The sequence below is a fragment of the Bacillus sp. G1(2015b) genome (genome assembly GCF_001482475.1).
Lineage (GTDB): Bacteria > Bacillota > Bacilli > Bacillales > Bacillaceae > Bacillus > Bacillus safensis.
Map to the genome: position 1 here is coordinate 409843 of NZ_LKIC01000026.1, position 20104 is coordinate 429946.

A 20104-nucleotide genomic window follows, 5' to 3' on the forward strand; every position below is an offset into this window, starting at 1 on the left:
AGAATTATTGTTTTCTTAATTCTTCATTATAGAGAGAAAAGTCATATATAACATATACGTGTAAGTTTATCTAACATGGTTTTTTGGTTAAGTTCAATATAAATGGATGAAAAGTTCGTAAAAAATGAGCAAAAACGTCAGTTAAGCACTAAAAATGAAGGGCGTTTGACCTATAAAATGGAGCTGAGAAACAGTTTTGTACGTTCCTCCCTAGGAGAATCAAATAATTCCGAAGGGACGCCTTCTTCGACGATGCGGCCCTCGTGCATGTAGACGACACGGTCAGCAACTTCTTTCGCAAAGCCCATTTCATGTGTGACAATGACCATGGTCATGCCTTCTTTTGCGAGGCTTTTCATCGTTTGCAGCACCTCGCCTACAAGCTCTGGATCAAGGGCAGACGTAGGTTCGTCAAATAACATGACATCAGGCTTCATAGCGAGAGATCTGGCGATGGCTACACGCTGTTTTTGACCGCCTGATAGTTTAGAAGGATATACGTTGGCTTTATCTGCAAGTCCGACTTTTTCTAACAAGGCGATGGCTTCGGCGATGGCTTGCGCTTTTTTTGTTTTTTTCACCATAATAGGTGCTTCAATGATATTTTCAAGCACAGTTTTGTGCGGAAAAAGATTAAAATGCTGAAACACCATTCCTATTTTTTGTCTCATTTCGTTTAATTGATCGCGCTTTGGATGAACAGGGCTGCCATCGATGATGATATCTCCGTCATTTTTTATTTCTAAAAAGTTCATACAGCGGAGCAGGGTGCTTTTTCCAGAACCGCTTGCGCCAATTAAGACGACTACATCATTTTCATAAACGGTGAGATCGATATCTTTTAAAACATGAAGCTCTCCAAAGTATTTATTGAGTTTTTCAACACGAATGACTTCCTTTGATTCTGTCATACTACTCCTCCTATTGGTCACTGGCTGATAATTTCTTCTCAAAGGTTTGGACAGCGAATGTTAACAGCAGGACAAGAACTAAGTAATAGACGGCTACAACAAGTAAATACGTCATATTATCAAAGTTGTTGGAGCCTTGCGTAGTGGCGACGTTAAATAGTTCATTCACACTAATAAAGGCGGCGAGTGATGAATCTTTTAAGCCGATAATGAACTGGTTGCCAAGAGGGGGGAGGGCGCGCCGCATCGCTTGCGGGAGAATGATGCGCCTCATGGTTAAAAAACGACCCATGCCAAGAGAGCGTCCTGCCTCTTTTTGCCCCTGATCGATGGATTGGATGGCGCCTCTAAATATTTCGGCTATATAGGCGCCATTATGAAAGGCGAGCGCAATGGAAGCAGCCCAGAAGTCGGGTATATTCAATTCTGTGAGACCGAAATATAGGATGAAAATTTGAACAATAAGTGGTGTTCCGCGTACAAGAAAGATATAAGCATTGGCAATATAACCGAAAACGGCTATGCGGGATATTTTCAATAAAGCAAAGAAGAGCCCGATGAACATACCGATGAAGATGCTAATCACCGTGAGCTGTAAGGTGATCAGCATTCCTTCTACGAAAATGCCTCTAGAATCAATGAGTGTCTGAAAAAAGTGTGCTAAGGTAGGCAAAACAATCATCTCCATTTGAAGAAAGTGCGCCTATAAAAAGGCGCACAATCGTGGTTTTAATCTTGTTTGACCGTGATGTCTTCATCAAAGTACTTTTCACTAATTTGTTTTAATGTTCCGTCTTTTTTTAATGCATCAATCGCATCGTTGATCTCTTCTATGAGCTGTTCATTTTCTTTTGATACAGCAATTGCCTGCTCGCTTTGTCCGAGTCTTTCCTGCGCTTCGATTTTCAATTTTTTCTTCATCGCTTCTGCACCTGTGGCGAAATCTGTCACGACTGCATCGTGTTTTCCGTTGGCTAGTGCTTCTAAGGCGACGACATCACTATCATAATATTTTGGTTCTTGCCCGCTATGTTCCTTTGCAATATCAGCGTAGGACGATCCTTTTGATACAGCAATTTCTTTGTTTTTTAAGTCATCAGCATGTTGAATGTCTGCTCCAGGTCTTGTGAAAATTTGCGGACCAGAGTAGTAATAGGGCTTAGAAAAAAGGACGTGTTTTTTTCGTTCCTCATTGATGGTATGACTGGCAACTGCCGCATCAAATTTACCTGCTTTCACACCTTCGACGATGCCTGCGAATTTATATTTTTTCTGTATAGGTTCGAGACCTAGTTTGTCACTAATCGCATTGCCTACGTCGATATCAAAGCCGGACATCTGATTTCCATCCATGTAACTAAACGGATGAAATTCCCCTGATGCTGCAAAAATAAATTTTCCATCCTCCAAAATTGGCGACCCTTTCGCTGTAGAATTACGTTTATCTCCGTTCCCATTTGTTTCGTTTGAACCACACGAAGACAGAAGTAATACTGCAACCGAGAAAAGGGCTGGGACCCAAAACCGTCTTTTTTTAATAATAAGCTTCTCCTCCTTTTCAGCCGTTCTCCCTGTAAGGAGAAAGTAGGCTTTTAAATATGAAATGAATATTACCATCTCTTCCTCATATTCTCAATTTTATATGTGCTTTTCCAAAAGCCGCCCTTTTTAAAATGTATGTCTAGCTTTTCCGAGAGAGAACTCGATTTGATCAGGGTAAAAAAGGGAATTGAATCTCATAATAACGGGAGGATGGGCAAAGACATGCCAGAAAGAGGAGTAGTGTATGCACAAGTGGACAGACAATCGAAAAGTTTTTTTAACCGCTATTGCCTTTGGAACGATGTTGAATCCGCTGAATTCATCAATGATTGCTTTAGCCTTGCATCAAATTCAGCATGAATTCGGTTTGTCGTTTACGACTGTATCTTGGCTTATTTCTTCTTTTTATTTAGCAAGTGCAGTGACGCAGCCAGTGAGTGGCCGGATTGGGGATCATGTCATGAGCCGGAGAACCTTATTTTTATTCGGTCTCATTCTTGTCGCAGTCTCAGCCATCTGCGCGCCGTTTGCCCCGACGTTTGCGGTGCTGATTGTGATCCGTCTGTTACAGGCGATTGGAAGCAGTGCCATTTATCCTTCTGGTGTAGGGCTCATTCGGGATCATATTCAAGAAAAACAGGCTTCTGCGTTAGCGGTATTATCCATTTTTGCTTCAGCGATGACGGCACTTGGGCCGACGCTTGGCGGATTTCTAATGACCATTGGCGGCTGGCCGGCTATCTTTTTAGTGAATCTGCCGTTTATTTTGATCAGTTTCTTTCTCGGTCTATTTTTGTTTCCGAAGGAGCAGAAGAAGAGAAAGCTGCGCATAGGCGAAACCGTGCGAACACTCGATTTGCCAGGGATGCTTCTTTTTACTGTCTGCATTGTTCTCCTGCTTTCATTTTTATTATCACTCGGTGATGGCATTCAATATGTTCAAGGCATTCTTTGTCTCCTGAGTGCAGGCGCTTTTATTTGGTGGGAGTATCAGGTGGATGAACCGTTTATTCAAATACGGATGTTCAGAGATGAGCAGCGGCTGTCACTTGTGTATGTGCAATTTATCATCTTAAATATCTTTTTCTATTGTCTCTTTTTTGGTTTGCCGAGTTATTTTCAGGATGAGTTAGGCTGGCGTGTGGAGATGACGGGTCTTTTTATGCTGTGTATGTCAGGAGTGAGCATTATTGTGTCGCCTCTGACAGGAAAGTGGGTAGATCGCGGGGATGAACGTCATCCAGTTTTAGCGAGTGCAGTATTGATGCTGGCTGGAGCGTCTGCAATGACTTTCTTTTTTATTCCTGCGCCATTATGGGGGAAAGGATTGGTTCTAGCGCTGCTTGGACTCAGTTATGGAATTGGGAATGTTGCGCTTCAAGCTGCGATGCTCAAAGCAAGTCCTCAGCAAATGATTGGCACGTCCTCTGGACTTTTTCAAACATGCCGCTACCTTGGTTCCATTCTGTCATCTGCTGTGCTTGGCATGCTCTTTGGGGATGAAATTGCTGGTTCTCATTTTGCGCAATTAGGCTGGACGTTGATCATCATTTCTCTTATTGGCATTGGTGTCAGTCTTTATTTTTCAAGTATGGTTAGAGGGAGACAGCCAATAAAAAAAGCGGCACGATAAGTGAGAGAAGAATCTTCATCACGTTATCGCAAAACCGCTTAAGAATTGGACAGGTCTGAGCCCTGATCCTTTGTCTTCCTTCTGAAAATTTTCCCCACAATTGTCTCGTAAAATGTCACGATACGATCAATAGGTGAGTCAAAGAACTTCCATAATTTATTCATGATAAAGACAACCACAATCGATACGACTAAGCTGCCTAAAACATCAAATGGATAATGGTGACCAACCCAGATGCGGGAGAATCCTGTGAGTAATCCAAAGACGAGCAAGATGTTGCCGAGCTTTTTATTACGGGATCGAATGGCTAATGAAAGAGCCAGTGCACCTGTTGTATGGTCACTTGGGAAGGAAGCGTCTGCTGAGTGCGGGATGAGTGTGTCGACTTTATGCGCCACAAACGGCCGCTCTTCATAATGAAACAATGTAATGGCAAAGTTGACGATAAGTGCTGCAATGCCTGTTACACCGGAAAAGAAGACATGCTTCTTAAATTTGTGATTCCCTAAAAACCAGCAAATCAATAAGACAAGGGCATACACAAGAATGGCCTTTTTCGTAATGAATATCATGGCCTGATCTAAAAACTCAGAATGGTGAGCCATCCCGTGTATGACTTTAAACAATTCGTAATTCAAAACATCACCTATACTTTCGCTTAATGCCAACTATTTTTCAAAAAAGCTTGTATGCTCTATTTGAAATATCCTATATTTTAGCATGTTTCCGGTGAAGTTTAAAATAGTATCCTTTTATTCTGAAAGGGAGACCTTTTGTGCTTTTGCTTCCTGGGGTTTTCGTTCGCTCCAATAAAAAACGCCCATACTCAGTAAGACCACAATACCCGCAATGAGGTACACATTTGAAAAGTCTGTGAAGCTGACAAGGAGTCCAAAGACAAATGAGCCAGCAGCAATACCCGTATCATACAGGGTGAAGAAAGTGGCCGTCGCATATCCTGTACGGTGAGCTGGTGAGTGCTGAATCGCAAGTGTTTGTAAACATGGCACGAGCGATCCGTAGCCAAGTCCAATCACAGCGCCTGATAGAAGAAGCATTGTGGCTGAATGTGTCGCAGTCAGCATCCATAAACCAATGGCAAAAAGGGCAATCGAAGGATAGATCACAACGTGAGCTCCAACGCGGTCAAAAAGTCTGCCTGTAAATGGACGTGATCCAAGCATTGCAGCCGCAAACACAATAAAGAAATAACTGCTTGCACCCATCAAATGGAGTGAATTTGCATAAACTGAAATAAATGAAATAATCGGCGAATAACAGAAGGAAATAATGATGCCGACGGCCGCTGTTTTTAATGCGCCTTTTTCAAACAGGTGAGAAAACGTGAATCGGAAGACGATGCTTCCTCCGTTTTCCGGCTCTGGCTGTCTAATCAGCATCGTAAAAGCGGCTCCGATCGTTACGATAATGGAAAAGAGAAGAAATAAGGAATGAAATCCTATTTTTCCTACTTGATTCAGTGCGATAAATGGACCGATGACAACAGCGAGGTTCATGGACATCACAAAGTATCCGAGTCCTTCCCCGCGTTTATGTTTCGGGATCATATCAGCCGCAATGGCACTGGCTACTGTCGTCAAAATACTAAAAAAGATCCCTTGTACGAAACGCAGTATAAGAAGCGTTTGGAATTGATCAATCGGGATGTATAAATAAGTGAGTAAGGCAAAGGCCGTAGAAGAGAAAATCGCCATCTGTTTTTTGCCGAATTTCTCAATAATGGCACCCGAGAAAGGTCTTGTCACAATGGCAGACAATAAGAAGACCGTCACAAGGAGGCCGCCCTGTGATTCTGTTCCATTTAGTTCATCCATTGTGTAAATGGGCAGTAATGTCAAAAGGGCATAAAAAGAGGTGAACGTAAATAAATTCACCAGGACAATCATAATAAAGTCTTTTGTCCAAATACGTTCGTTCATGATGTATGTCACTTCCTATTCAGTTGATAATTTGTGTAAAAGTGTATGGAGGAGTTGTTTTTCTTCGTAGGTAAAATCTGAAAGACATTCTTCTTCAAATTGTTCCATCGTGCGTTTGATTTCTTCAAATCGGGCTTTTGCATCATCTGTCATCACGATCAGATTCTCACGTTTGTCTTTTCCTTGTACACGTTTCACCCAGCCGTTTGCTTCTAAACGGGTGACGGTTCTAGTGATCGTCGGTGCTTCCACGTTCAAATATGTCCAGATATCTTTTTGGGTTTTCGGGCCGAATGTATCCAAACAAAAAAGCACAGTCCACTGGGACATGTACAAGTCATAAGCAGCAAGCGCTTCGTTCGCCTTTTTAGACAGCAGTCGTGCGCCTTGATGTATTTGATGTAAACATTCTCTATTTAACGTATCCATATGCTCACCTTTTTTAAATATTTAGCTAGGTAAATAAATTCACCTTTTCTATTTTACGTGCTGAATCCTTTCTTGTAAAGTGAAAATTTTCGCGCCCCGAAATGATTTTTTGTTTTGCCTTTTCTGATAAATCCCTTGTCCCATCTTCATTTTTAGCATATTCCCTATTCAATGCTAATACACTGTTACAAACCTGACAAAGAGAGTGTTTGAGGTGAGGGATCGTGTTTGGCATTTACTACCTAATGGATGAGAAATTACGACGAACAAGCGCCGCTGAAAATGGATAATCTTCATACGGATCTCATTTCACACTTCTCACATCCATTTTAGGGAGGTCGAGTGGTGTGCACGATTACATCAAAGAGCGAACAATCAAGATAGGAAAGTATATCGTGGAGACAAAGAAAACCGTTCGTGTTATTGCGAAAGAATTTGGAGTCTCTAAAAGTACTGTACACAAGGATCTAACAGAAAGACTGCCAGAAATTAATCCAGATCTGGCTAATGAAGTGAAGGAGATACTGGATTATCATAAATCAATCCGCCACTTGCGAGGAGGAGAAGCCACCAAGTTAAAGTATAAAAAAGAAGAAATTTTAGAAGGCGAGCCTGTGAAACAGTAAGCTTAGTTCTTTGTTCATAAACATGATATATATATCTTCCTCATATCGGTAGTTTCTAACCACAAATTTTGTAAAGACTTTTGTAAAGAAATATCTTTTTTTCTGCAAATTATGATAGAATATATAATTAGGGCAGAATGTGGTATTTGCTATGGAAACAGATTTTCAAGGAGGATATATATAGATGTTTGCTAGGGATATTGGAATTGATCTTGGTACTGCCAATGTACTGATTCATGTCAAAGGAAAAGGAATTGTGTTAAATGAACCATCTGTGGTAGCTCTTGACAAAAACAGCGGGAAAGTTTTGGCTGTTGGAGAAGAGGCTAGACGTATGGTTGGACGTACGCCTGGGAATATTGTTGCGATTCGTCCATTAAAAGATGGCGTAATTGCTGATTTTGAAGTAACTGAAGCGATGCTCAAGCATTTTATTAACAAATTAAATGTGAAAGGGCTATTCTCTAAGCCGCGTATGCTCATCTGCTGCCCGACAAACATTACATCTGTTGAGCAGAAGGCGATCAAAGAAGCTGCTGAAAAAAGCGGTGGTAAGCATGTATTTCTTGAAGAAGAGCCAAAAGTAGCAGCCATTGGTGCTGGTATGGATATTTTTCAGCCAAGTGGAAACATGGTCGTAGATATTGGAGGCGGAACGACAGATATCGCTGTCATCTCAATGGGTGACATTGTAACCGCCTCTTCTATTAAAATGGCTGGAGACAAATTTGATCTGGAAATTCTAAACTACATTAAAAAAGAGTACAAGCTGTTGATCGGTGAGCGCACGGCTGAGGATATTAAGATCCAAGTTGCAACGGTATTCCCAGACGCACGTCACGAAGAGATTTCAATTCGTGGTCGAGACATGGTGACAGGATTACCAAGAACGATTACCGTCACAAGCAAAGAAGTAGAAGAAGCATTGCGTGAATCTGTATCTGCGATTGTTCAGGCTGCGAAACAAGTTCTTGAGAGAACACCGCCTGAATTATCAGCTGATATTATCGATCGCGGCGTCATCATTACAGGTGGCGGAGCTCTTCTAAACGGGCTTGATCAATTGCTTGCAGAAGAGCTGAAAGTACCGGTTTTCGTTGCTGAAAATCCAATGGACTGTGTGGCAGTTGGTACTGGTGTGATGCTTGATAATATGGACAAGCTGCCAAAGCGTAAACTCAGCTAATGGTTTCCCTCATTCTTTTTAGAAAGAATGGGGGATTTTTATTAAAGAACCCTGCTAATTAACCGATATATTTCATAGAAGATTGTGTTTAGGTCATGTGAAAGAATTTGAATGAGGTGAGCACGTGTTAAAAGGACTATACACCGCAACATCTGCCATGATCGCTCAAGAGCGGCGGACAGAAATGCTTTCAAATAATATCGCAAATGCGAATACGCCAGGTTATAAAGCAGATGAAGGGGCAATGCGTGCATTTCCAGAAATGCTGCTGAGCCGAATGGAATCAGGACGTTTCCAAACATCCTCAGGCAAAGGCTTTAGTGTTCCATTACAATCGCCGATTGGTGGAATCAATACTGGGACATATATGCAGGAATTAATCCCTCAATTTACACAGGGAACTTTAAAAACAACAGATCAAACAACAGATGTAGCACTAGTTGAAAATAATGTGCCGATCAATCCTGAGACCAATCAGAAATCAGCGCTATTTTATGCGGTCAACACACCAGAAGGCGTTCGTTATACGAAAAGCAGCTCCATTACATTGAACGCACAAAATCAGTTGACCATTAATGGACGTGCTCTTCTTTCCGTGACCGGCCAGCCGATTACGGTTCAGAGTGAGAATTTCAAAGTGAATGCAGATGGTACTGTCACTGAAAATGGCCAAAATCTTGGTCAAATCGATGTGCGAGTGGCGATGGATACAAGAAACCTAGCGCGTGAAGGAAATGATTTATATCGTACAGCTGATAATCAACCCCTCCCAAGTGCAGTCAATAACGGTCAAATGTCCTATACGTTAAGCCAAGGGGTATCGGAGCTGTCGAACGTCGATGTGACGAAATCATATACAGATATGACAACAGCCTACCGAGCATTTGAAACAAACCAAAAAGTGGTTCAGGCGTATGATAAAAGCTTAGAAAAAGCAGTGAATGAAATTGGAAGAGTGTACTAATCAAGAAATAAAAAGAAAGGAGGATACTTATGCTTAGAACGATGATAAACGCAGCTGTCTCGATGAATGAAGTGCAAAAGCAGCTTGACATCATCAGCAACAACATCGCGAACAGTGAGACAACAGGGTACCGCGCGAAAAACACTCGTTTCTCAGAGCTGATCAGACAGCAGTTTAATCAGGTAGATGAAAAAAATGAGCAGGTGGCAAACAGTCGTCTGACACCTGCTGGGTTAAGGCTTGGTACGGGGACAATGGTCAATGCGTCCATTAACTCGCTGCAAGGCTCAATTAAAGAAACTGGACGTGATCTTGATGTTGCATTCGGAGCGCCGTCGCAGTATTTGCAGGTCAACGCCGGCGGTAATATCCGTTATACAAGAGATGGTTCACTTTACTTACAGCCGGGCAATAACCGTAACCAAGTACAGCTTGTCACGAGCGAAGGCTATCCGATTCTTGATGAAAATGGGAATGCAATCGTCTTAAATGCGAATTTCCGTGATATTTCAATCGATAAAAATGGACGGCTTACGGCGATTTCAAGAGATAATCAACCGAATCAGCAAGTGAATCTAGGCGTTGTACAAGTCAATAATTCATCAGCACTTGTCTCTGAAGGAGATAATTTGTTCTCAGTCGACGGAACCTATCAAGGCGCACTAACAGCACTAAATGGAGCAAACCGAGAGGCGATTCAGCTTCAGCAAGGTGCGCTGGAAACGTCAAATGTGGACATGTCGAAAGAATTAACAGACCTCATGACAACGCAGCGTTCCTATCAGTTGAACTCAAGATCTATTACGATGGGCGATCAGATGCTGGGATTAATTAATACAATTCGATAATCAGCAGGCTCGTATCAGCCTCTCATGATAAAAAAGGCGGCTCGCTCAAAGTCGCCCTTTTTTTTATAAAAATCTGAGACATCAGCAAGCAGATCCTCAAGATCAATCCAGGCTTCTTTTCGTTCAAGACATGTGACGAGCGTGGCGATCTGCTCATCTGCCTTTGGCGTTTGGCTGTAGAGAAGAGATAAGATTTGAAACTTCATTCTTAATATATCAAACTGCGAAGCAACGGCTTCTTTCAGCCCTTTTTGAATATACTTCATCCCTTCATCGGTTAAATTTTCTTTAAAGCAGGAACGCACAGTTTCGTATAGGCACGATACATAGGAGTGTGCTGACTTTCGGTATGCTGGGAGACGAAGCGCTTTTTTAAAGTAGTCCAGTGCTTCTTTGTGACGATTTTGTCTCGACTGAATAAAGCCAGCGTCATAATAAACGATACCGAGCAGCTCTTGATCATCAATCTTTTTCACGTAATCAATAATCTCAATGAAAATAGCTTCTGCTTCCTCATATTTTTTTTGGTCGCTATAGTTAAGAGCGAGTACAATTTTACACCGATAGATGCTGTGGATGTCTTCGTGCTTTGCAAAAATATCCATGGCTTTTTGAACATGACGAATCGATAACAACGAGTAACGGTTGTTATAATAAACACCGCTTGTACGGAAATGGAACTCTGCTTCTTCCAGCTCATCGTTAAGCAATGGCAGTCGTTCCTCTGCCTTTTCGAGATAATGAATCGCATCATTTTGGTCACTTTTTAAAGATTCATATAATCCGAGAAAGAAGTAAAAATAATATTGTAGTTCTTCGTTCATTTCATCTTTGTGTGGCAGCAGTTCGTGTTTGAGTTTTTCTAAGTCCTCTGTTTGATTCATCCAGAGCTGATGACGAAAAAGCACCAGCTGATAATGGAAATAGAGCTCCTGTTTTTTTGATAATTTACGTTTATATTTTAGTAGTGTTTTTTTGATTTCTTCAGCCTTCGAAAAATGTCGATGCTTCAGCATTGTATACCAGGAATGGAGAAGTTTTTTTATGGATTTATCGCTCATAAAATTCATTTTTACCCTCTTATTTAATCAATGATGTAATATATATTACCATATTTGTGAAAAAACAATGAGTGTAGTGTGGATTATATTTGATGACAATTGGTAATGGTAGATTCTATTTTTTACCATATACGTGAGGCGAATATTGAAAAATGCCAGCATTCATAATATACTTCTATAGGAATCACATGAAGATCAGCGATATAGAAAAGAAGGAGAGATCAAGATATGCTTGATGCTCAGCAAATTCAAGACATTATTCCACACCGTTATCCATTCTTATTGGTCGACCGTATTTTAGAGGTTGAGGGAGAAAAAAGAGCGGTTGGGATTAAAAATGTCACAGTAAATGAAGAATTTTTTAATGGCCATTTCCCAGGATACCCAGTCATGCCGGGTGTGCTTATTGTAGAAGCACTCGCACAGGTTTTTGGTGTGATTATGTTAGGTAAGGAAGAAAACAAAGGGAAAATTGGTTTGTTTGCAGGGATTGACGCCTGCCGCTTTAAAAGACAGGTCAAGCCTGGAGACCAGCTTCGTTTAGAGGTTGAAGTGACGCGCCTCCGCGGGCCGGTTGCAAAAGGAAAAGCAGTAGCGACAGTAGATGGCGAAGTTGCATGTGAAGCAGACTTGACATTTTCTATCGGTCCTAAAGTATCATGATTTTCCTGGCGGTTCATCAAGCATGAATCGCTTTTTTATTTAGAAACGTTCAGTTAGAACGGATAAGGACTTGCAATTTTGACAAAAAAACGTCATATTAGACAAAAAAAGATGAAGGTGATAAAGGATGCTGAAAGAATTTAGAGAGTTTGCCGTCAAGGGCAATGTCATTGACTTGGCTGTAGGTGTCATCATTGGGGGAGCATTTGGCAAAATTGTCACTTCTCTTGTGAATGATTTAATCATGCCGCTTGTCGGTATTATTATTGGAGGGCATGACTTTAGCGGTTTATCCATTAAAATCGGAGCTGCTCAAATTTTATATGGAAACTTTATTCAAACAGTGGTTGATTTCTTAATTATCTCGTTTTCCATTTTTATCTTTATTCGTTATTTGAATAAGTTAAAACGGAAAAAGGTCGAGGAAGAAGAGGTTGTGGAAACGCCGGATCAAACGGAAGTTTTGCTAACTGAAATTAGAGATCTATTGAAAAATCAAAGCCAGTCTAAAGATGTGCAATAAAAAAGAGCGGCTGATCCCGCTCTCAGCGTGTAGACAAACCCTTGCATTCGGTGTCAGGTCTGCGCTCCGGTACTCACGAATGTTAAATTCGCTCCGTTCCAGTGCTCGTCCTTCCTAGACTTCAAAGGTTTTCAAACACGCTGAAAAGAAGACAAAGGGCTTAAATCAAGTTCATTTTAGCCCTTTGTCAACAATCTAAGAGCGGCTGATCCCGCTCTTTTTTATGTGTTTTGTTTAAAAGCATCCAGTAGTTTTTCTCCTGAAAGCCCCTCTTTGACGAGGTCTTTTAATACTTCTTCAGTTTCTGTTCTGTAACGATTTGTAATCATTTTACCATCGAGTAATACAGAAATGTTTTCTTCTAAGGCAACGATGTTTTTGACTTGGACAGATAGGTGTACAGGGCGGTTGTTTTCTTTAGTGATCGTTACAAGAATCTTCACTTCTGTGTGCTGCTGAAAGAGTACCTCAAACACCTGTCTATGTTTCTTTGGAATGAGTGCCTCGATCATCCAGTGATTTTCACCGTCTTCTTTATTAATGATTAAACCGTCACGAAGGGGAATGCTGGACATTTTATCTTGCTGTGGATCAAGTTCAATTTTTAAATCAATCAGCCTAAAGGTTTTCATATTTATCACCTCACAAGCGTTCATTATTCGTAAGTATTATTATAGCATACAACATCTGTATAAATGAAACCGCTGCCTGCTTAGAACTAGCTGCACATGAGTGAAAGGAGATGTTTTATGGAGTCCTATCAATTGAGAAATATTCATATTGGCGAGGAGAAGGCAAAGAGTGATATACGTGTTTATTCGTGGGGAGACATTCTTTCATTTTGTGATGTCTATATGGAAGAAGGAGAGTCACTCACGTTTCAATATGTCACTGAGGATCAAATGGACTGCTTTGAGTTTCAGCTGTCGGTTCATGATGGCCGGCTTTGTTTTTATTGGTTTGCGTGGGACGGATCTGATTATATTCACATGCCTTCTAGTAATTGGATTCATTCAGATATTTTTTATCAATTTATGAAAAATAAGTATTTCATCAAACAAAACAAGATGATGTTTTATACGCAAGCGGTAAAAAACAGAAATTAATGAGGATATAGAGAATTTGAAGGCCTATTTTGCTATTTTCACGTTTTGTCACACCAGGCCTTTCTCCGTAGACTAGGGGTAGCTGAAAGGAAAGGAGGCAAGTCCCAATCAAAAGGTAACGTCTATCATCTGACAGCCCCCTCTAGCTAAAGCTGATAGATGCTGCCTTGTGCATATGAACACTGCGTAATAGAACCAATGCTTCTTTGTATAGGTCATGTGTCCCCTTATGAATCCCCTTTGTGTGTATCCGGTCATAATGCGTGGCCGGATACCCTTTTATTCACTGTTTAACCGATCAGCTCTTGCAAATAGTGGATACTCATTACATAATGATGATGGATTTTGTTAACGGTATATCGGTTGAAAATAAAGACAAAAAGGAGAGAACGATGACAAACATTCAATTAATCGCAACAGATTTAGATGGCACTTTATTGAACAGTGAACACAAAGTGAGTCAGGAAAACGAGCAGGCATTAAAGGAAGCAGCTGCGAATGGAATTGAGGTTGTCGTTTCAACAGGGAGAGCGTATTTTGATGTGAAGTCTATTTTTGACCAGCTTGGTATGAATACATGGGTGATTAGTGCCAATGGAGCTGTGATTCATGATCCAACTGGACAAGTGTACCATTCAGCTGCTTTACAAGAAGAAAAGGCTAAACACATATTGTCATGGCTGGAAGAACGTGATTATTATTATGAAGTCTTTACAAACGAAGCCATTTTCACACCGAATCGCGGCAGAGAGCTTCTTGCGATTGAAATGGACCGTTTAAAAAGTGCAAATCCAGAAACGGATCAAAATGTCTTAAAGCAAGCGGCAGAAGTTCAATACAGCCAGTCTGGTTTTTCTTATATTGATACATATAAAGAATTGTTTCGTGAGGATCGAAAGCTTTCATTTTACAACATCTTAGGTTTTTCTTTCTTTCAGGACAGATTGAAAGCGGGATGGGATATGTTTGGTGATGATTCAGATTTAACATTGGTCAGTTCGGCTGATCATAACTTTGAAATTGGTTCAAAGCACGCGTCTAAAGGGCAGGCATTAACAAGGCTGGCAGAAAGACTAGGTATTCCTTTAAGCAGGGCAGCGGCTGTAGGAGACAGTTTAAATGATGAATCGATGCTTCAAGCTGCAGGTGTTGGGGTTGCGATGGGGAATGCGAGGCAGGATATAAAAGAAATCGCTGACCACGTCACGTTATCAAACGATGAACATGGTGTGGCGCATATGATCCGGCACCTTTTGAAATAGATGAATCAGATGTCGCGGTATAAATCACATAGGATGAAGCGCATTCTACAAAAGAGGAATTCAGAACCACTTCTATTTACACATGATGTGGAACATCATATAATTTAATTAAGAATATAACCGCTTGTAAGGAAAATAAGGAGAGTAAACGAATGGCGCTGGAATCTTATAAGTCCGAAAATCTGCATTTAATCAAGGAAGCCTTGGACTATACTCAGGTTGGCCTGACGGTGACGGACCCGTCTTTACCTGATAATCCTTTAATATATGTGAACAAGGGCTTTTTAGATATGACAGGCTATCAAGAAACCGAAGTATTGGGGAGTAATTGTCGTTTCCTTCAGGGAGATGAAACTGAACAAATCGCTCTCAAACAAATTAGAACAGCCATTGAGAACAAAGAGGCTGTCACTGTTCAGCTGAAAAATTATAAAAAATCTGGACAAATGTTTTGGAACGAGTTAAGTGTTGCTCCTCTTTGGATTGACGAAAATGAAGGGAAACGTCTTTATTTCGTTGGTCTGCAAAAGGATGTCACGAAAGAGAAGGAACAGCAAGAGCTTCTTGAGCAATCAATTGATGAAGTGCTGAATATTTCTGTACCAATCGTTCCTGTGAAAGATGGGATCTCTGTGTTACCGATCATTGGTACATTAACAGCGCCAAGATTTGATAAGATCATTTCAACGGTCTCCACCTATATCTCTCAATCCAAGGATGATTATTTTATTGTCGATCTGTCCGGATTATTAGAAGTGGATTCATTTGTGGCAGATGCGATCTTTAAGCTGAACGATTTGATTTTAATGACGGGTACTGAACTCATTGTGACAGGAATTAAACCGAATCTTGCCATGAAAATGGGAGAAATGAGAGAGGACTTCCGTGAATTAAATACGTATATGAATGTGAAATCTGCATTGAAAAAACTGAACATTTAGCTTACGTTTATATCAAATAAAAAAGAGGACTTTTCATGAAACTTGAGAAAAGTCCTCTTTTTGCTGTGATTAAGATGATTGAGCGGCGGCACTTAAGGTAAATAAATCTTCTAGTTCGTTTGTCGATAGCTCTGTAATCCAGCTTTCGCTTTGGATAATTTGATCATTTAATGTTTGTTTTGTTTCGAGCATTTGATCGATTTTTTCCTCGATTGTGCCAGTTGTGATCATCTTATGGACGTGAACAAATCGTTTTTGTCCAATCCGATAAGCTCGGTCTGTCGCTTGGTTTTCCACAGCAGGATTCCACCATCTATCGTAGTGAATGACATGGTTTGCGGCGGTTAGGTTGAGTCCTGTTCCTCCTGCTTTTAAAGAAAGAATTAAAATGTTGAATTCTTTCTTCTGGAAGCGGTCCACCATTTTGTCCCGCTCCTGTTTTGAGAGGCTGCCATTTAAAAATTGGACCGGTTCTCCAAACATCTTTTCTGCCAGCTGCTTGATCATGTTGCCCATTTCAATATACTGCGTAAAGATGAGGCAGCTTTCTCCTTGCTCATGTATCGCTTTTAACAGCTCTGCGAGTTTATCCATTTTTAACGAACGTTTCAGCAGTTTCACATCTGTTCCACTCTCTTTTAAATAGAGAGCAGGGTGATCACAAATCTGTTTGAGTCTGCCAAGCATACTTAAAATAATGGCTTTTCGCTGCATCCCTGTTAATGATGCCATATGTTCAAATGTATCCTTCACGAGCTGTTCATATAAAGACGCTTGCTCAGCGGATAGCGGAATGAATTCTTTTTCTTCGAGTTTCTCAGGCAGGTTCAGAGCAACTTCTTCATCTTGTTTTGTTCGTCTTAATAAAAATGGTTTGATCAGCTGCTGCAGTTGTTCAATTCTTTTTTCTTCACGGTCTTTTTCAATCGGAAGGACGAACTTCTTATGGAAGCCGGTCAGGCTGCCGAGATATCCTTTGTTGACAAAGTCGAATATGGACCAAAGCTCTGTCAAACGGTTTTCCATTGGTGTCCCGCTGAGGGCAATGTGATGCTGCCCTTTGAGCTGTCTAATCGCTCTCGATTGTTTCGTATGGGCGTTCTTGATGTTTTGGGCTTCGTCTAAGCAAATGGTATTCCACTTTGCTGCCGTTAATTCATCAAGATCAGAATGTGAGAGTCCATAAGACGTCAGAACAATATCTGTTGACTCGTATGCTTTTGTGAAGTCCTCTCCCTGTGGACGCGATGGGCCATAATGCAGGGCAACCTTCAAATGTGGTGCGAATGTTTCGAGCTCTCGCTGCCAGTTTCCTAAAACAGAGGTCGGCGCAATGATGAGAGAGGGAGCGGCATTTTGCTCCTGCTCCTTCAAATACGTGAAATATGCGATCATTTGAATCGTTTTTCCAAGGCCCATATCATCTGCTAAACAAGCCCCAAATCCATGCGATCTTAAAAATAAAAGCCAGTTCACGCCATGCTGCTGATACGGACGCAGTATGCCTTTAAAGGACTCACTCATTTCGTAGGAAGGCAGCTCGTGCGTATCATTTAATTGGTGGACAAGCCCTCTTAATTGCGATGAAAGTTCAAATTGAATATGGGCAAATGCTGAACTGTCCAATAGCTCTGGAATCGATTCAGAGGAAGCTCCTTGATCTGCCAGTTCACGTGACAAAATATCAGACATGTGAAGTCCTTCGTTTTCGGCACGCTCCATCCACTTTTTCATTTGCTGGATGAAGGTAGGATCTATTTTGATCCATTGTCCTCGAATGTTGACAAGGCGTCGTTTGCTTTGGACAAGCTCGTTGAACTCATCTTCTGTCAGTTCAATGCCGTTTGTAGCAAAGCGCCAATTAAAGTCCATTAATGCGTCCATTCCGACATGCGATTCGCCTCGCGGTGTAGAAGAGATCCTTGCTTTTAACATCATCGTACTGTCTTTAACAATATGCCACCACGATGGCAGCAGAATCTCAATACCCATATTAACAAGGGTTTCACTCGCTTCAGATAGGAAGAGCCACGCCTCTTCTTCTGACATGAGTGTGGTGCCAGATGTGAAAGAAAGCCAAGGGACAATTTGACTGAATCGTTGCAGCTCTCTTGAAATTTTATCTTGATACGGATGCCAAGACCTTTTCAATGAACGGATGCCTTCAAAAAAGTGAAGGTCACTGTTTTTCTTATCTCGCAAAAACAATTCGATTTTCCAATCATCTCCGTCAAAATCCGGCTCATTTAAGCGCAAGCCGACAGTGAACGGCGTCTCATCATCTATCCAGCCAATCGTCTCCAAGAAATCCTGCTCATCTAGAAAATGTCCTTGGAAGGTTGAGAGCGCAGGCGATTGTGCGTTCATGCGTTCCCATTTGTGCTGCAACGCATCATCATACTGAATATAATCCTGTACAGCAAAGGAGAACCAATCAGCCGTATAACCATCTAATAGGCCTTCTTTGTCTTTAAACCGAAGCTCGCCTTTTGTCCATGCCTCATAATCGGGAACGAAATCTTCGTCCTCGATAAATTCGTAAATGGTGGAGGCTGTTTTCATCAGGGGCTCCGTTTCATCCGTTAATGTCACATGACTAAACGTATTAAATGAATTTTTTCCTAGCAATTCAACGGTCATCCAAGGGCTTAACAGGAAGGCAGGTGTTCCAATAAAGCTGACATCTTCTAAGAATGTTCCGTAGAAAGAAGATTCGTGCCATTGGAAAAGCTGCCTCTTCATTTCATTAAGCGGAACAGGGTGTCCGTCCTCTGCTTGCGCTGAAATGGTGAAAGAGAAATCTTCTGTTTGTTCTGCATGAATGACAATTTGTTTATGGCGTGTCATCAATCAATTTTCCTTTCTTCATTTCCTCTTGGAACGCACGCAGCCGTTTTGTTGAATCTTGCAGCTGCTTTACATACCTTTCCCAAATCGCGGTTTTTTTCGTTTTATGATAAAGCGTGCGCAGTTTCTTCAGCATTTTCACAGATTCTCGATAAGCACTTCGATTCTTTTGATCGAGAAGCAGCGAGATTTCACGGTGGTACGATGGAATTAGGGCTTCTGGCTCCTCTTTTGCAATCTGTTTGATCAGATCCTTCTCTAGTTCACTAATGGAGAAACCAACAAGGCTGTGAATCTCAATCCATTCCGCATAACGCTGCTGTGCATACAATAGCTGACTGTATTCTGTAAACGCATAGGGCATACAGATTTGGAGATAGCGTTCATATAAATGATGATCCTTCGTCTGCTTAAAATATGCATCTAAATAAAAGAAGAAATCACTGACGGCTCCCCGCAGTTCTCTGTAGGAAAGGTCGAGCTGGCAATATTCCTCTAATATATAGGTGATTTCGTGATACCAGAGCTTGAGCCGCTTCCAGTCTTTTCGGTTTGTGAGATCCTTCAGCCAATTGAGCACATTTGGCAGCATGTCGGCATTGAGCAACTGTAATTGCTGAAAGAGGCTTTCATCTTCTTTCAGTAAATAATCCATGTGCATCAGTCCGATGGTACGTTCAACCGTTTGTTCTTTTTTCTGGGCGTTCTTTAGTAATTCTGTTTCTTTTTTGACCCATTTCCCTCTATTTAATATGGTGCCCCAAATCTCCATAAAGACCGCTACTCGTTCATGCTGGAAAGGTCCATTGATTTGAAGAAGTGTGCGAACGGCAGTTGGTGTGTTTTCAAGAAACGGATCGAGGGAAAAGGAAAGGGCGTATGTCTTCAAATGATCCACTGAATCGAAAATGGTGTTCATGAGCTGTTCTACATATGGATTCATGGAATAAAAGTCTTTTTCGGCATCAAGCCGGCCGAGGTCGACGAGTTCATGAAGCCTAAGCCATACATCGATTGACGTATGAATCGCATACAAGCTCTTGAATTCAGGTGAAGCAGGTGCGTGTTTTTTTAGGATCGATAAATAGCCGTAATACAAATGCTGTGGTGTTTGCTGGTGCTTCGGTGTCCGTTTCAGCCAGAGGTTAAATTCCTCTTGGAAAAAAGTCAGCCAGCTTTGGAGTGATTGTTCGTCTGGGCGCTTCACTTGGAAGTGCTGGCGAATCAGTTCTTTGCTGCGCTGTAATTCATCCTTTTCTGACCAATTTTCTGTAAATCCGGTCACACTCTCTACTTGAGCGTATAGCGAAAAGAAGACAGCGAGAATGTGTTTACAAAGTCCATCTGCTGGACATGAGCAGCTGCTTCTCACAGGAAACAGCACATGAAGGTGGACTCTTGCTGCCACGACATCATGTACATAAGCTGACCATTCAGTATCAGACTCTTGCTTGAGCCGATATACGCTGTCCTGTCTATAAGTAATCAATGCTTTTTTGATGAGTTGTTTGTTTTCATCTGTTGCAGGAAGAAGTTCTTTGATCTGTTCGGCTGTTTGTTTGATTTCTTCTTCGTTGATGTTGTGCTGAAGCATTTGATCCGCTCCTAACCAAGTAAAAGAT

At 41.3% G+C, this 20104-nt stretch carries 20 protein-coding genes; 10 read left to right on the forward strand and 10 right to left on the reverse strand.

Annotated features, from left to right (window positions below):
- Positions 1–170: 170 nt before the first annotated feature.
- Genes AMR95_RS13645 through AMR95_RS13655 form a run of 3 tightly spaced genes read right to left on the reverse strand, consistent with a single transcriptional unit; the run spans position 171 to position 2528 of the window.
- On the reverse strand, positions 171–911 hold the full coding sequence (locus tag AMR95_RS13645) for an amino acid ABC transporter ATP-binding protein (RefSeq protein ID WP_058838571.1): 741 nt from the start codon (positions 909–911) through the stop codon (positions 171–173).
- Between the two features lie 10 nt (positions 912–921).
- Entirely contained in the window at positions 922–1599 is a 678-nt protein-coding gene (locus AMR95_RS13650; RefSeq protein ID WP_082672241.1) for an amino acid ABC transporter permease, read from the reverse strand.
- 41 nt (positions 1600–1640) lie between these two features.
- Positions 1641–2528 (reverse strand): transporter substrate-binding domain-containing protein, encoded by an 888-nt coding sequence (locus AMR95_RS13655; protein ID WP_058838573.1) that lies wholly within the window; start codon positions 2526–2528, stop codon positions 1641–1643.
- Positions 2529–2697: 169 nt separating this feature from the next.
- Between AMR95_RS13655 and AMR95_RS13660 the strand changes: the two genes are divergently transcribed.
- A complete protein-coding gene (locus tag AMR95_RS13660; protein ID WP_058838574.1) occupies positions 2698–4086 on the forward strand; it encodes an MFS transporter in 1389 nt (462 codons plus the stop codon).
- A 38-nt stretch (positions 4087–4124) separates the two neighbouring features.
- Here AMR95_RS13660 and AMR95_RS13665 read toward each other — a convergent pair whose 3' ends face one another.
- From AMR95_RS13665 to AMR95_RS13675, 3 genes are all read right to left on the reverse strand, one after another.
- Positions 4125–4724: an undecaprenyl-diphosphatase gene (locus AMR95_RS13665; RefSeq protein ID WP_024423699.1), complete on the reverse strand. Its 600-nt coding sequence runs from the start codon at positions 4722–4724 to the stop codon at positions 4125–4127.
- Between the two features lie 114 nt (positions 4725–4838).
- Complete coding sequence (locus tag AMR95_RS13670) at positions 4839–6026, reverse strand: MFS transporter (protein WP_039182032.1); 1188 nt, start codon at positions 6024–6026, stop codon at positions 4839–4841.
- Positions 6027–6041: 15 nt separating this feature from the next.
- Complete coding sequence (locus AMR95_RS13675; protein ID WP_024423697.1) at positions 6042–6455, reverse strand: MarR family winged helix-turn-helix transcriptional regulator; 414 nt, start codon at positions 6453–6455, stop codon at positions 6042–6044.
- Between the two features lie 347 nt (positions 6456–6802).
- On the opposite strand from AMR95_RS13675, the gene spoIIID reads away from it, so the two are divergent.
- The 4 genes from spoIIID (at position 6803) to AMR95_RS13695 (ending at position 10079) form a co-directional block, all read left to right on the forward strand.
- Positions 6803–7081, forward strand: coding sequence for a sporulation transcriptional regulator SpoIIID (gene spoIIID / locus AMR95_RS13680; RefSeq protein WP_008343327.1), 279 nt, complete (start codon positions 6803–6805; stop codon positions 7079–7081).
- Positions 7082–7265: 184 nt separating this feature from the next.
- The gene (gene mbl / locus AMR95_RS13685) at positions 7266–8267 is read left to right on the forward strand and encodes a cell shape-determining protein Mbl (RefSeq protein ID WP_007497573.1); all 1002 of its coding nucleotides are present in this window, start codon (positions 7266–7268) and stop codon (positions 8265–8267) included.
- 124 nt (positions 8268–8391) lie between these two features.
- On the forward strand, positions 8392–9231 hold the full coding sequence (locus tag AMR95_RS13690) for a flagellar hook-basal body protein (RefSeq protein WP_039182029.1): 840 nt from the start codon (positions 8392–8394) through the stop codon (positions 9229–9231).
- 29 nt (positions 9232–9260) lie between these two features.
- Positions 9261–10079: a flagellar hook-basal body protein gene (locus tag AMR95_RS13695; protein ID WP_047202527.1), complete on the forward strand. Its 819-nt coding sequence runs from the start codon at positions 9261–9263 to the stop codon at positions 10077–10079.
- Positions 10080–10093: 14 nt separating this feature from the next.
- Here AMR95_RS13695 and AMR95_RS13700 read toward each other — a convergent pair whose 3' ends face one another.
- Positions 10094–11149, reverse strand: coding sequence for a tetratricopeptide repeat protein (locus tag AMR95_RS13700; protein WP_058838575.1), 1056 nt, complete (start codon positions 11147–11149; stop codon positions 10094–10096).
- Positions 11150–11368: 219 nt separating this feature from the next.
- On the opposite strand from AMR95_RS13700, the gene fabZ reads away from it, so the two are divergent.
- A complete protein-coding gene (fabZ, locus tag AMR95_RS13705; RefSeq protein WP_039182021.1) occupies positions 11369–11803 on the forward strand; it encodes a 3-hydroxyacyl-ACP dehydratase FabZ in 435 nt (144 codons plus the stop codon).
- A 127-nt stretch (positions 11804–11930) separates the two neighbouring features.
- A complete protein-coding gene (mscL, locus tag AMR95_RS13710) occupies positions 11931–12326 on the forward strand; it encodes a large conductance mechanosensitive channel protein MscL (protein WP_024423693.1) in 396 nt (131 codons plus the stop codon).
- A gap of 221 nt (positions 12327–12547) precedes the next feature.
- Here mscL and AMR95_RS13715 read toward each other — a convergent pair whose 3' ends face one another.
- Positions 12548–12958, reverse strand: a complete 411-nt coding sequence (locus AMR95_RS13715) for a YwpF-like family protein (RefSeq protein WP_024423692.1) — start codon at positions 12956–12958, stop codon at positions 12548–12550.
- A gap of 117 nt (positions 12959–13075) precedes the next feature.
- Here AMR95_RS13715 and AMR95_RS13720 point away from each other — a divergent pair, with 117 nt between their 5' ends.
- From AMR95_RS13720 to AMR95_RS13730, 3 genes are all read left to right on the forward strand, one after another.
- The gene (locus tag AMR95_RS13720; protein WP_041087904.1) at positions 13076–13432 is read left to right on the forward strand and encodes a hypothetical protein; all 357 of its coding nucleotides are present in this window, start codon (positions 13076–13078) and stop codon (positions 13430–13432) included.
- Between the two features lie 401 nt (positions 13433–13833).
- The gene (locus AMR95_RS13725) at positions 13834–14694 is read left to right on the forward strand and encodes a Cof-type HAD-IIB family hydrolase (RefSeq protein WP_231746894.1); all 861 of its coding nucleotides are present in this window, start codon (positions 13834–13836) and stop codon (positions 14692–14694) included.
- Between the two features lie 152 nt (positions 14695–14846).
- Positions 14847–15635, forward strand: a complete 789-nt coding sequence (locus AMR95_RS13730) for a PAS domain-containing protein (RefSeq protein ID WP_058838577.1) — start codon at positions 14847–14849, stop codon at positions 15633–15635.
- A gap of 69 nt (positions 15636–15704) precedes the next feature.
- Here AMR95_RS13730 and AMR95_RS13735 read toward each other — a convergent pair whose 3' ends face one another.
- A complete protein-coding gene (locus tag AMR95_RS13735) occupies positions 15705–18482 on the reverse strand; it encodes a DEAD/DEAH box helicase (RefSeq protein ID WP_058838578.1) in 2778 nt (925 codons plus the stop codon).
- The gene (locus AMR95_RS13740; protein ID WP_058838579.1) at positions 18469–20076 is read right to left on the reverse strand and encodes an SWIM zinc finger family protein; all 1608 of its coding nucleotides are present in this window, start codon (positions 20074–20076) and stop codon (positions 18469–18471) included. The genes AMR95_RS13735 and AMR95_RS13740 overlap by 14 nt, the downstream gene beginning before the upstream one ends.
- Positions 20077–20104 lie beyond the last annotated feature (28 nt).